This is a genomic window from Bacillus sp. F56 (assembly GCF_001748205.1).
Taxonomy (GTDB): Bacteria; Bacillota; Bacilli; order Bacillales; family Bacillaceae; genus Bacillus; species Bacillus stercoris.
Genome location: NZ_BDFC01000006.1, coordinates 366,489 through 381,878 on the forward strand (window position 1 = coordinate 366,489; position 15,390 = coordinate 381,878).

Sequence of the window (15,390 nt, forward strand, 5' to 3'; positions counted from 1 at the left end):
TTTTGAAAAGGTGTGTGGAATTGATGGCACAATCGGCGCAAATTCAAGATATTTATCCGTTATCGCACATGCAAGAAGGAATGCTGTTTCATTCACTGATGGATTTCAGCTCAAAAGCCTATGTCGAACAGACCTCGTTTACGATCACAGGCAATCTATGTATCGACTCGTTTCAAAAGAGCTTAAACCTTCTTGTCTCCAGGTATGATATTTTCAGAACAATTTTCATTAAAGAAGTACCAGATCTTACAGGGCCGCAGCAGGTAGTCTTGTCAAACCGTGAATTGACAGTATATAGAGAAGATATTTCTCGCCTGGCTGATCAAGACCAGCAGACGCTGATTGATGCTTTTATGACCAAGGATCGGGAAAAAGGATTTGATTTACAAAAAGATCCATTAATGCGCCTTTCCCTTTTTGATAGAGGCGACAGCCAATATACATGTGTCTGGACACATCACCATATCATCATGGATGGCTGGTGTCTCGGCATTATTCTGAAAGAGTTTTTTAGCATGTATGATTCACTCAAAAATAACTCACCTGTACAACTTGGCAGGACGGTGCCGTACAGCCGTTATATTGAATGGCTCGGAGAACAAGATCAGGAAGAGACTGCTACTTATTGGAGCGGATATTTGAAGGAGTACGGGAATACTGCTTCTATTCCCCGGATAAAGAGCCGCCCAGCGGATAGGGATTACGAAGCCGCTCAAGTTCGCTTTTCTTTAGCACCGGAAATGGTTGAGAAACTGACTGCGGCCGCCCAAAAATGGGGAGTCACACTAAACACGTTGTTTATGAGTATTTGGGGCGTGCTTCTCCATCGATATAATGCCGCTGATGATGTCGTTTTTGGCTCCGTTATTTCTGGACGTCCGTCAGCGATTGACGGGATTGAATCAATGGTCGGCTTGTTTATTAATACGGTCCCAGTGCGAATTCGATCTGCTGAGGGCATGACGTTTTCTTCGCTGGCCAAAACTGTGCAGGAGGATTTTTTATCATCTGAACAGCACGGGTATTATCCGCTTTATGACATTCAAAACCATAGTCCATTGAAGCAAGGTTTGATCGATCATATTTTTGTTTTTGAAAATTATCCTGTACAGCTTGATCAGGCATTACGCATCGAGAGCGAGAATGAGGAAAATGCGCTGAAGCTGGGTGACATTTCAATGTCTGAGCAAACCAATTACGACTTTAATATCGTGATCGTTCCGGGAGAATCATTTTATATCAAATTCAGCTACAACGCAGCCGTTTATGAACGTGAGGAGATGCTGCGGATACAAGGCCATCTAAAGCAAGCGCTTGAATGCATTGTGACACATCCCGATGTTGCCGTCAGTGACATCAATATCGTGCCGCCGGAGGAACAACAGGTTATCCAATTGTTTAATGAAACAGAGCGTCCTTATGTGAACAAAACGATATCCCAATTGTTCGAGGAACAAGCTTACAAAACACCAGAAGCGGCTGCATTGAAAATGGGAGACGAATGCTGGACCTATCGCCAATTAAACGGAAGGGCCAATCAGATTGCGCATGCTCTCATAGAAAAAGGGGTTGGATCTGGAGATATCGTCGCTGTGATGATGAGGCGGTCAATGGAAATGCCAGCAGCTTTACTTGGGATTTGGAAAGCGGGGGGCGCTTATATGCCGCTTGATCCAAATGTTCCGACAGAACGTCTTTCTTTCTTGCTGAAGGACAGTCAAGCGGCTCAAATGCTGATAGAAGAAGACCTTATGACATTTATCCCGCCGCACTATGAAGGAAACATTGTACCGATAGAACAAACAGAAAGCCAGCAATCAGTAGCTCCAGATGTGCCGCCTGGTGATCTTGCCTACTTAATTTATACGTCGGGAACGACAGGGCAGCCTAAAGGTGTTCTTGTTGAACATCAAGGCATTGCCAATACATTGCAATGGAGACGGGAAGAGTATGGCATGACCGAACAGGATATATCCCTCCATTTGTTTTCATACGTGTTTGACGGCTGTGTAACGAGCTTATTTACCCCGCTTTTATCCGGTGCTTGCGTATTGCTGACAACGGATGACGAAGCGAAGGATGTGCTAGCCCTTAAGCGAAAAATAGCCCGTTATAAGGTCAATCACATGATCATTGTTCCTTCCCTGTACCGGGTGTTATTGGAAATGATGACTGCTGAGGATGCAAAAAGTCTTCGTATTGTGACATTTGCTGGTGAAGCGGTCACACCTGACCTGCTTAAAATGAGCGAAAAGATTTGTCCTTCTGCAGAATTGGCAAATGAATACGGGCCGACCGAAAATAGTGTGGCAACAACAATATTGCGTCAACTGAACGAAAAAGAGAGGATCACGATCGGACACCCGATAGCAAACACGAAGGTATTTGTTTTGTACGGAAATCAGATGCAGCCGATCGGCGCGGCGGGCGAACTGTGTATTTCCGGCGCGGGCCTTGCGAGAGGATACTACAAACAGCCGGAGCTGACAGAGAAAGTATTCTACGATCATCCATTCCTTGAAGGGGAGCGCGTATACCGAACAGGTGATGCAGGCCGTTTTTTGCCGGATGGAACGATTGAATATATTGGACGTTTTGATGATCAAGTGAAAATTAGGGGTTACCGCATTGAACTGGGAGAGGTTGAAACGGTTCTTCGACAGATACCAGGTGTAAAGGAAGCAGCCGTACTGGCCCGTGATGTTTCTGCTGGGGAAAAAGAGCTTGTTGCTTATATCGTTCCGGAAAAGGGAAACAGTCTCCCAGATTTGTATCGGCATCTTGTTGGGACATTGCCGTCCTATATGATTCCAGCAAGTATGATCAACATCAGCCGAATGCCATTAACATCCAGCGGAAAGCTTGACCGCTCAGCACTTCCTGAACCTGAAACAAATACGAGCCTCACATATATGGCGCCCCAAACCTTAATCGAAGCTGATCTCGCACGTATTTGGGAAGATGTGCTGAATAAACAGCCAATCGGCATTCGTGATGATTTCTTTCAGTTAGGCGGACAGTCCTTAAAAGCGACCTTACTTGTATCAAGAATACATAAAAAGCTTAATATTGAGCTGCCAATCAGTGAAGTTTTTTCAAATCCGACAATTGAAAGCATGGCTGTCAAATTGATGAGCTTAAAAGAACATGCTTTTACACGGATTGAACCTGCGGATCAAAGAGATGTCTATCCGCTGTCTTTTTCACAAAAGCGAATATATGCTCTTCATCAACTGGCAGATGACAGCACAGGCTATAACATGCCCGCTGTACTTGAATTAAGCGGATACCTCGATCGTCAGCGGCTGAGAAGCGTTCTCACAGAACTTGTGATTCGGCATGAAGCATTGCGGACTGTTTTTGTGATTGATGGAGGAGAGGCCGTACAGCTCATTTATCCTGAGATGGACTTTGATCTGAAAGAGCTTGAAATGGAATCAGACCAAATGCTTGAGTCTGCAATTGAGTCCTTTATCAAACCGTTTGATTTATCGTCCGGCCCGCTTTTTAGAGCATGTCTCGTTTCGATGGGCAATAACCGCGGATTTTTGCTGCTTGATATGCATCATATTATCGCTGACGGTGTCTCGATGAGCACTTTAGTCCAAGAATTTACTGACTTATATTGCGGAAAAGAGCTTCCAGCATTAAGCCTGCAATATAAAGATTTTGCTGTTTGGCAACAAGAGAAGTATCCTGAAGAATTACACAAAAAACAGGAGGCCTATTGGCTCAATCAGCTAGGGGGGAGACTTCCTGTATTAGATTTACCGCTTGATCAAACAAGACCGCGTCTCCCCGATTTCAGCGGCGGAACAATCGAAGTCAACATTGATAAAGACACGGCTGATGAGCTGCACCGTGTAATGGCAAAAACGGGAACAACATTGTATATGATTCTTCTTGCTTCCTATTCTATTTTGTTATCTAAGCTAAGCAGACAAGAGGATATTGTTGTCGGCTCGCCTGCTTCCGGAAGACCGCACGCCGATCTGGAGCGCGTCATCGGGATGTTCGTCAATACACTAGCAATTCGCTGCCAGCCCGAGGGCCGCAAAACGTTCAGCTCGTATTTGCAGGACATTCGCCACCTTGCTCTGACAGCTTATGAGCATCAGGATTATCCTTTTGAGAAGCTGGCAGATAAGCTCGATACACATAGAGAAGTAAATCGCAACCCGCTGTTCGATGCGATGCTCGTGCTTCAAAGCAGTGATGATTTTCAGTTCGAAGTGCCGGGTCTATCGATTTCGTCTGTCACTCCTAAACACGATATATCTAAATTTGATTTGACCTTGCACGCTGAGGAGCATTCTGGCGGAATCCGCTGCCGTTTTGAATACAGCACTGCTCTTTTTGAAGAAGAAACCATTGCACGGTGGGCATCCTATTTTATTGAGCTGTTAAAAAGTGTAACGGCGGATACCGAGATGAGGATTTCGGATATGCAATTGCTTCCTTCTGAAGAGCGTGACTTGCTCCTTGAAAAAATGGGACAGTATGCAGCTTATCCAAGAAATGAAAACATTGTAAGCTTATTTGAAAAAAAAGCCGCTGAACATCCGGAGCATCTCGGAGTGGTGTTCGGTGACTCTCAGCTTACTTATCGAGAGCTGAATGAAAAAGCCGAGCGGACAGCTGCTCTGCTGATCAAACGAGGAGTCAGCGCTGGGGATATCGTCGGTCTGATGCTCGATCGGTCACCTGATATGGTCATTGGTGTTTTATCGATTTTAAAAGCTGGAGGGGCCTACTTGCCGATTGATCCTGAATATCCTCAGGAACGTATTAGCTTTATGCTCAATGATAGCGGGACAGAGATATTGCTGACAGAGCGCAGTCAAAACAAGCCCGCAGGCTACAACGGACATATTTTGTATATCGATGAAGGCGAAAACGACTCAATTCCGGCTGATTTAAACATTCAAATATTAACAGATCAGCCTGCATATGTGATATACACATCCGGAACGACTGGCCAGCCAAAGGGCGTCATTGTCGAGCACCGCAATGTGATCAGTCTCTTAAAGCATCAAAACCAACCTTTTGAATTTGGCCATGAAGACATCTGGACGTTCTCTCATTCATATTGTTTTGATTTCTCTGTATGGGAAATGTTTGGTGCGTTATTGAACGGAAGCACACTAGTCGTGGTCTCTAAGGAAACAGCCCGTGATCCCCAGGCATTCCGATTATTGTTAAAAAAAGAACGCGTCACTGTACTCAATCAGACCCCAACAGCTTTTTACGGCCTGATGCATGAAGATCAAAACCATTCGGACCGATTAACCATCCGCTACGTCATTTTTGGCGGTGAAGCTTTACAGCCAGGCATGCTTCAAAGCTGGAATGAAAAATATCCTCATACCGATCTCATCAATATGTACGGTATTACAGAAACGACGGTACATGTAACGTTCAAAAAATTGTCCGCAGCAGATATTGCAAAAAATAAAAGCAATATCGGCCGGCCTCTTTCAACTCTGCAGGCTTATGTGATGGACGCTCATATGAATCTGCTGCCTATCGGAGTTCCAGGGGAGCTGTATATAGGCGGTGAAGGTGTGGCACGGGGATATCTAAACAGAGATGAGTTGACCGCTGACCGTTTTGTACCCAATCCATACCTTCCGGGAGACAGATTATACCGCACGGGAGATCTTGCTAAACGCCTGTCAAATGGCGAGCTGGAATACTTAGGACGCATTGATGATCAGGTTAAAGTCAGAGGGCATCGCATTGAGTTGGGTGAAATCCAAGCGGCTCTTCTCCAGCTTCCAATGATTAAGGAGACGGCTGTCGTTACCAGAGCAGACGAGCAAGGGCAAACAGCTATATATGCTTACATGGTGATAAAAGATCAACAAATTGCGAATATATCAGATATCCGGGCTTCTCTAAAAACCATGCTGCCTGACTTTATGCTGCCCGCCCGCTTGATACAGATTGACAGCATCCCGCTTACTGTAAATGGAAAGCTTGATCAGAAAGCCCTGCCGGAACCTGAAAAACACGCTTATACTGCTGATGATATCAGCCCAAGAAATGAGATTGAAAAGGTGATGGCTGAAATTTGGGAGGAGCTTCTTGATGTAGATGAGCTGGGCGTAAACGCCAATTTCTTTGAACTGGGCGGAGATTCTATTAAAGCGCTGCAGGTTTGTGCCAGACTGAAGCAGCGCGGATATGAAACGACAGTACGTGAGATGTTTGAACATCAGACTCTTGGTGAACTGTCCGCTCGTGTCCAAAAAGCCGTACGCGTCATTGACCAAGGTCCGGTCGAAGGTGAGATCACTTGGACACCTATCCAGCAATGGTTTTTCTCGCAATCTCTGGAAAGCCATCATTTTAACCAGTCCGTTATGCTCTACCGGTCTGAACGATTTGACGAGATTGCGCTCAAAAAGGTGCTAAAAAGCCTGGTAACCCATCATGACGCACTGAGAATCATATGCCGGTATGAAAATGGCAGTCCGGTTCAGCTAAACAGAGGCATAGATCTGCCAGATGAGGAGCTATATGCTTTTGAACTGTTTGATGTAAAGGATAACGCAACAGACACACATAGCAGGATTAAGGAAGCAGCCAGCCAGATGCAGGAGCATATGCGTTTGGAAACCGGCCCCTTGCTTCACGCTGGATTGTTCAGAACCGAGAATGGTGACCATTTGTTTCTGACGATTCATCACTTAGTCGTTGATGCGGTTTCTTGGCGCATTTTGTTTGAGGATTTTTCAACAGCTTACAAACAGGCAGTCTCAGGAGAATCTATTCAACTGCCGCAAAAAACAGACTCATATTTAACGTATTCACAAAAAATAGCTGACTACTCAAAAAGCCGTCAAGTGCAGCGCGAAGCAGCGTATTGGGACGAGTGCGAGAACCGTCACATTCAGCCTGTTCCAAAAGACAATGACGCAGCACCTAACACATTCAAAGATACAGAAATGATTGATTTTGAGCTGTCCCGCCATCACACAGAATTACTGTTAACGGCTGTGCATAAAGCTTACAGCACGGAGATGAATGATATCCTTCTGACAGCTTTAGGACTTGCTTTGCAGCAATGGACGGGCAATAACCAATTTAAAATCAGCATGGAGGGCCACGGAAGAGAATCCTATCTTGACGACATTGATATTAGCAGAACAGTTGGCTGGTTCACCTCCATTTATCCTGTGTGGCTTGATATGAGCGATTCTGAACATAAGAATAACGATGAGCGGCTGGGCCACCTCATTAAACAGACAAAAGACATGCTGCATCGTATACCGCATAAAGGTGTGGGCTACGGTGTGCTGAAATATATCAGCAAAAAATGGGACTCTGAGAAAAACAGCCCGGAAATCAGCTTTAATTATTTAGGTCAATTTGATCAGGATATTCAGTCAAAAGCCTTTGAAGTGTCTGACATCAAGCCAGGAAATGAGATCAGCCCGAACTGGGAGCGGCCTTACGTACTGGATATCAGCGGTGCCATTTCTTCGGGATGCCTGAATCTGCACATCATCTATAACAGGCTACAATTTGAGGAAAATACAATCCAAACATTTGCCGGGCATTTTAAACAGACACTGGAAAACATCATTGAGCATTGTACGGGCAAAGAAAGCCGAGAATGGAGCGCATCGGATTTCACTGATGAAGATTTAACGCTTGATGAATTGAACGAGATTATGGGAGCCGTCAACAAACTATAGGGAGAGGAGATTCATCTGATGCCGCAGCAACCCGAAATACAGGATATATACCCTTTGTCTTTTATGCAGGAAGGGATGCTTTTTCACTCATTGTATGATGAACAGTCGAGAGCTTATTTTGAACAGGCCTCTTTTACGATCAATGGACAGCTTGACTTGGAGCGTTTCCAGAAAAGTATGGATGCTGTTTTTGACAGGTACGATATCTTTCGAACAGCATTCATCTATAAAAATGTAGCCAAGCCTCGTCAGGTCGTGCTCAAGCAACGTCCTTGCCATGTTCATTTTGAAGATATTTCTCATCTCAATGAAAAAGATAAAGAACATTGTACAGAGGCATTCAAAGAGCAGGATAAATCCAGGGGATTCGATCTGCAAACGGATGTACTAATGAGAATATCTATTTTAAAATGGGCGCCTGATCGTTATGTCTGTATTTGGAGCCACCATCATATTTTAATGGATGGCTGGTGTTTAGGCATTGTCATTAAAGATTTTCTTCACATTTATCAAGCGCTGGGTAAAGGCCAGCTTCCTGATTTGCCTCCCGTACAGCCGTACGGGACGTATATTAAATGGCTGATGCAGCAAGATCGTGAAGAAGCAGCTGAGTACTGGAAAAAGCGGCTTCAGCATTTCGAAAAATCTACACCCCTGCCGAAAAGAACAGATCAAATTCCGAATGGGACATTACAGCAAATCACGTTTACCATTCCCGAAAAAGAAACCGCCGAATTACAGAAAATCGCAGCAGCTTCTGGTGCGACACTAAACACTGTTTTCCAAGCTTTATGGGGGATTATGCTTCAAAAGGTCAATCGCAGCAGCGATGCTGTGTTCGGTTCAGTTATATCAGGCAGACCTTCTGATCTAAAAGATGTGGAAAACATGGTCGGGCTTTTTATCAATACCATTCCTATTCGAGCCCAAAGTGATTCTCTGTCTTTTTCTGACCTAGTCAGGAGAATGCAAAAGGACATGAATGAGGCAGAAGCCTATAGTTACTTCCCCTTGTATGATATTCAGGCGCAGAGTGCTCTAAAGCAAGAGTTGATCGATCATATTATCGTCTTTGAAAATACACCTACCCAGCAAGAGATCGAAAAACTGAATCAAGCGGGGTCATTTGATTTCTCCGTCAAAGATTTTGAAATGGAAGAGGTGACCAATTATAAATGCAGTGTCAAAGTGATCCCAGGCCGTACCTTGTACGTTCGGATTCATTTTCAGACCGGCGCTTATCAACCAAGCATGATGTCCGAAATAGAAGATTATTTGCTGCACATGGTCTCTGACGTCATCTCTGATCCATCTCTTCCTGTGTCAAAGATGACATTGCTTGATGAGAACAAAACACGGAAAATCGTTTCTCAAAACAACAGGTCAGTATCTGTTTCGCCTGAAGCCCCAACTCTGCATGCTCTGTTTGAACGACAGGCGGCTTTCACACCGGAACGGACAGCCATTCGATTTTCAGGCGGTTCGCTGACGTACGCTGAGCTTGACATGTATGCCAGCCGGCTGGCCGCCCGCCTTGCGGCACGCGGCGTCTCGAAGGAAAGCATCGTAGGTGTCCTGTCTGAGCGGTCACCTGACATGCTGATCGCTGTACTTGCTGTATTAAAAGCTGGCGGGGCGTATTTGCCGCTTGATCCTGAGTATCCAGAGGAGCGGCTGAGCTACATGCTGAAAGACAGCGGGGCAGCGCTCTTGCTGACACAGCCAGGATGTTTTGCGCCGAGCTTTTCTGGAGAGACGCTTGAGGTTGACATGTCATCTCTTGCGCGTGAAGAAACAGAACGTCATATGTCTGCTTCTGTTAGCGACGAATCTCTCGCCTATGTCATCTATACGTCTGGCTCCACCGGGCAGCCAAAAGGGGTAGCCGTCGAGCACCGCCAGGCTGTTTCCTTTCTGACCGGCATGCAGCACCAGTTTCCACTTCAGGAAGATGACATTGTTATGGTGAAAACCTCTTTTTCCTTTGATGCGTCTGTGTGGCAGCTGTTTTGGTGGACACTTTCCGGTGCTTCGGCGTATCTGCTTCCTCCGGGCTGGGAGAAAGATCCGGCATTGATTGTAAAAGCCATTCATCAGGAAAACGTGACAACGGTTCATTTTATTCCGGCTATGCTGAACAGCTTTCTCGATCAAGCGGAAATCGCAACACTGGGTGACGGGACAAGCCTGAAGCGTGTATTCGCCGGAGGTGAACCGCTTGCACCCCGTATGGCAGCGCGATTTGCTTCTTTATTGCCGGAGGTATCGCTGATCCATGGCTATGGGCCGACAGAAGCAACGGTTGACGCGGCATTCTACATGTTGGACCCAGAGCGGGACAGGGACCGCTTGCGGATTCCGATCGGGAAGCCTGTACCCGGTGCGCGTTTGTATGTTTTAGATCCCCATTTAGCCGTACAGCCCTTAGGTGTCTCCGGTGAACTGTACATTGCCGGAGCGGGGGTGGCCAGAGGCTATTTGAATCGGCCGGCCTTAACAGAGGAGCGTTTTCTTGAGGACCCATTTTACCCGGGGGAACGCATGTACAAAACAGGGGATATAGCCCGCTGGCTCCCTGACGGGAATATGGAATTCCTCGGCCGCACGGATGATCAGGTGAAAATCCGTGGCTACCGGATTGAGCCCGGAGAAATTGAAGCGGCGCTTAGAAGCATAGAAGGCATAAGGGAAGCGGCCGTTACCGTACGGACAGACAGCGGCGAGCCGGAATTATGCGCTTATATAGAAGGACTCCTGAGAAACGAAGTGCGGGCGCAGCTTGAGAGACGGCTGCCGGGCTACATGATCCCAGCCCATATGATCGAGATGGAACAGTGGCCGGTTACACCAAGCGGAAAGCTGGACCGGAACGCCCTGCCAGCTCCTGGCGGAGCGGCAGATGCAGAGACCTACACAGCGCCAAGAAATGTGACCGAGATGAAGCTTGCCCAGCTGTGGGAAGACGTCCTGAAAAACGGCCCTGTCGGGATTCACGACAACTTCTTTGACCGCGGAGGACATTCCTTAAAAGCAACGGCGCTTGTCTCCCGAATCTCAAAAGAATTTGATGTACAGGTGCCGCTGAAAGATGTGTTTGCTCATCCGACGATAGAAGGACTGGCTTCTGTTATCCGTGAAGGAACGGACAGTCCATATAAAGCAATAAAGCCGACGGAACAGCGTGAGACCTATCCGGTTTCATCTGCCCAAAAGCGGATCTATGTCCTTCAGCAGCTGGAGGACGGGGGGACAGGCTACAATATGCCGGCGGTATTGGAGCTGGAAGGAAAGCTCAATCCCGAAAGGCTGGACAGGGCTTTCAAAGAGCTGATCAAGCGCCACGAATCGCTGCGGACCTCCTTTGAACAGGATGGAGGCGGTGAGCCGGTGCAGCGCATCCATGACGAGGTGCCGTTCACATTACAGACGACAGTTCTCGGCGACCAAACTGAACAGGAGGCCGCAGCCGCGTTTATCAAGCCGTTTGATCTCAGCCAAGCGCCGCTGTTCCGTGCCCAAATCGTAAAGGTATCAGATGAGCGGCACCTGTTGCTGGTTGATATGCATCACATCATTTCAGACGGTGTTTCCGTCAACATTCTGATTCAGGAATTCGGAAAGCTGTACAACAACCGGAACCTTCCGGCGCTTCATATTCAATATAAAGACTACGCCGTATGGCAAGAAGGATTCAAAACAGGAGACACGTACAAAACGCAGGAGGCGTACTGGCTGAAGCAGCTCGAGGGCGAGCTGCCGGTGCTGGATCTCCCGGCTGATCAACCCCGCCCGCCGGTGCGAAGCTTTGCGGGTGACAAGGTCTCCTTTACGCTTGATCAAGAAGCGGCATCAGGGCTTCACAAGCTGGCACGGGAGAACGGAAGCACACTGTACATGGTGCTCCTTGCGGCCTACACAGCGTTATTGTCACGCTTAAGCGGACAGGAAGATATCATCGTCGGCTCGCCAATTGCCGGCCGTCCGCACAAGGATCTCGAGCCGATACTCGGCATGTTTGTGAACACGCTGGCGCTGCGGACACGCCCGGAGGGCGAGAAGCCGTTTGTACAGTATTTGCAGGAAGTGCGCGAGACAGCATTGGAAGCCTACGAGCATCAGGATTATCCGTTCGAAGAGCTTGTCGATAAGCTTGAATTGACAAGGGATATGAGCCGGAATCCGCTGTTTGACGTCATGTTTGTTCTTCAAAACATGGATCAGGAATCGTTGGACCTGGATGAACTGTGTCTCAAACCTGCAGCAAACAATGGGCATCAAACGTCCAAATTTGATTTAACCCTATATGCTCAGGAACAGCCCCACGGTTTGCTGACGTTCCAAATGGAGTTTAGTACTGACTTATATAAGAAAAAAACGATAGAAAAGTGGCTTCAATACTTCATCAATATGTTACTCTCCATCATCCAGGACAACAAAGCCGTTCTCGGAACAATAAATATCCTGAATGAAGATGAGGCCCATTACCTTATCCATGAACTCAATCGTACAAAAATGGATTATCCAAGAAATGAAACCATCAGCAGACTCTTTGAAATGCAGGCGGAACAAACGCCTAATGCCATAGCAATTGTCAGCGATACACAAGAGTTAACTTACGCGGATCTGAACAGCTGGGCAAATCAAATTGCTTCAGTTCTACAGAGAAAGGGAGTCGGTCCCGATCGAGTCGTAGCCTTGTTAGCAGGACGAACGCCAGAACTCATAGCAGGTATGCTGGGCATTCTGAAAGCCGGGGGAGCCTATCTGCCTATCGATTCTAATCTGCCTGTTGAACGCATAGCTTATATGCTGTCTGACAGCAGGGCAACATTACTCCTTCAATTTGAAAAAACAGAAAAACAGCTAGTAGGCATCGAATGTGAACAAATCATAATCGAAGATATTCAAAAGCAAGGAGAGGCGAAGAACGTTGAATCTTCAGCAGGGCCCCATTCACTTGCATATATCATTTATACCTCTGGATCAACCGGTAAACCAAAGGGTGTCATGATTGAGCAGCGAAGTGTCATTCGTCTTGTGAAAAACAGCAATTATATTACATTTACACCAGCTGACCGCCTTCTGATGACATCATCAATCGGTTTTGACGTTGGATCATTTGAATTTTTTGGACCGCTGTTAAATGGTGCCGCTTTGCACCTGTCCGATCAACAAACCTTTCTCGATTCCCAACAGCTTAAGAGATACATAGAACATCAAGGAATCACAACGATGTGGCTGACCTCGTCTCTATTCAATCATTTGACAGAGCAACTCGAGACAACATTTTCGCAGCTTAACCATCTGATCATAGGCGGAGAAGCTTTGTCGGCAAGCCACGTCAATCGAATCAGAAATGCCTGCCCGGAAGTATCGATATGGAACGGATATGGGCCAACCGAAAATACAACTTTTTCGACATGCTTCCACATTCAAAAAACATATGAACTCTCCATTCCGATCGGGCGGCCGGTAGGCAATTCTTCCGCTTATATCTTAAATCAATGGGGAATGCTGCAGCCGGCCGGAGCTGTTGGCGAACTTTGTGTCGGCGGAGATGGCGTTGCCAGAGGGTATTTACGCCGTCCTGATTTAACGAAAGAGAAATTTGTCCAAAACCCATTTGTACCCGGCGATCGACTGTACCGCACAGGTGATCTGGCGCGCTGGCTTCCCGATGGCACAATTGAGTACGTTGGCCGTATTGATGATCAAGTAAAAGTCAGAGGCTATCGGGTAGAGCTGGGCGAGATCGAATCAGCACTTCGCCACATAGACGGAGTCAAAGAAGCGGCGGTGTTGGCACGTACAGGACAGTCAGGGAGCAAAGAGCTGTTTGGCTATATCAGCGTAAAAGCGGGCACGAATGCTGAACAAGTGCGTTCTCTTCTCGCCCGTTCACTGCCTAATTATATGATTCCGGCGTATATCATTGAAATGGAGAATCTTCCGCTCACATCGAACGGCAAATTGAACCGGAAAGCACTGCCTGAACCAGATTTCGCATCTAAACAAACATACATCCCGCCACGCAACGAACTTGAAGAGCAGCTGGCATTGATCTGGCAGGAGGTTTTAGGCATCCAGAGGATCGGAATAGAGGATTCATTCTTTGAATTGGGCGGCGATTCAATCAAAGCGCTTCAAGTTTCTGCACGTCTCGGGCGCCACGGGTTAAGCTTGCAGGTAAGTGATTTATTCCGTCATCCAAAGATAAAAGACTTATCACCATTTATTCGTAAAACAGAGAGAGTCATAGAACAAGGACCTGTTCAGGGAGATGTTCCATGGACGCCTATTCAGAAATGGTTTCTCTCACAAGACATAGAAGAACGACACCATTTCAATCAGTCTGTCATGCTTTTCCATACTGACCGTTTGTCTGAAGACGCTCTTAGAGCATCCTTAAAAAAGCTGGCGGAGCATCATGATGCGCTTCGGATGGTTTATCGTAACGATGGCGGGCGGTGGACTCAAATCAACCAAGGCATTCATGAATCACAGCTATACAGGTTAAAAATATCTGATCTTTCACAATCTGAAAACGGTTGGGAAACACAAATCAAACGAGAAGTTGCAGATCTTCAGCAAAGCATCAATTTGCAGGAAGGGCCATTGTTACATGCCGCGTGGTTTAAAACACTGACCGGAGATTACTTGTTCCTTGCGATCCATCATCTTGTCGTTGACGGTGTGGCATGGCGGATTTTGCTGGAGGATTTGTCAGCAGGGTACCAACAAGCGTCTTCAGGCCAGGCGATTCAGCTTCCGCCTAAAACTGATTCCTACCAGGAATACGCCAGACGGATTCAGGAATATGCCCAAAGCAGCAAGCTGATTCGTGAAGAGGCGTATTGGCGAAGTGCAGAAGAACAGCAAACTGCAGAACTGCCATATGAAATGCCGCTTCATGAGAACACTGGCTGCAGCAAGAGGGACTCGGTAAGCTTTTCACTCTCTGAAGCAAACACTGACGTTTTGTTGCAAAACGTCAATCACGCCTATGGTACAGATACACAAGATATTCTGTTAACGGCGGCATCGCTGGCGATTTGTGAATGGACAGGAGGAAGCAAGCTCCGAATCGCTATGGAAGGACACGGAAGAGAGCACATTATGCCGGAGTTAGATATCAGCCGGACGGTCGGCTGGTTTACATCCATGTACCCCGCCCTCATAAGCTTTGAAAATCAAAGGGATGAGCTGGGAACCGCAGTAAAAACCGTTAAAGATACACTGGGCCGGATACCAAACAAAGGGATAGGTTACGGTATGCTGAAATACCTCACACACCCTGAAAACAAAAGCATTGCGTTTTCAAAAACACCTGAAATCAGTTTTAACTATTTGGGCCAGTTCAACGACATCGAAAGACAGGGCAACTTCCGCCCATCAAGTCTTGGAAGCGGAAAGGATATCACTCATACATGGAAGCGTGAGCAAATCATAGAATTAAGTGCAATGGCAGCAGACAAAAAGCTTCATTTCAATCTTAGCTATCCGCCGGCCCGTTTCCATAGAAACACAATGGACCAGCTTATCAACAGGATCGAACACTTTTTGCTGGACATTATGAAACACTGCGCCGGTAAACAAAAAGCAGAAAAGACACTGAGTGATTTTAGCAGTCAATCATTAACGGCAGAGGATTTGGACAGCATATCCAGCTTGGTGGAAGAATTGTAGA

Annotated in this window: 2 protein-coding genes; both read left to right on the plus strand. The window is 46.7% G+C overall.

Annotated elements, in window-relative coordinates; translation table 11 throughout:
* The first annotated feature begins 23 nt into the window (after nt 1–23).
* Nucleotides 24–7,703: a non-ribosomal peptide synthetase gene (locus tag BFW96_RS10345; protein ID WP_069839366.1), complete on the plus strand. Its 7,680-nt coding sequence runs from the start codon at nt 24–26 to the stop codon at nt 7,701–7,703.
* Between the two features lie 18 nt (nt 7,704–7,721).
* Nucleotides 7,722–15,389, plus strand: a complete 7,668-nt coding sequence (locus tag BFW96_RS10350) for a non-ribosomal peptide synthetase (RefSeq protein WP_069839367.1) — start codon at nt 7,722–7,724, stop codon at nt 15,387–15,389.
* The last annotated feature ends 1 nt before the right edge of the window (nt 15,390 follow it).

Coding starts and splice junctions, on each gene's coding strand:
- BFW96_RS10350 (WP_069839367.1), top strand. CDS start 7,722: ATGCCGCAGCAACCCGAAATACAGGATATATACCCTTTGTCTTTTATG.
- BFW96_RS10345 (WP_069839366.1), top strand. CDS start 24: ATGGCACAATCGGCGCAAATTCAAGATATTTATCCGTTATCGCACATG.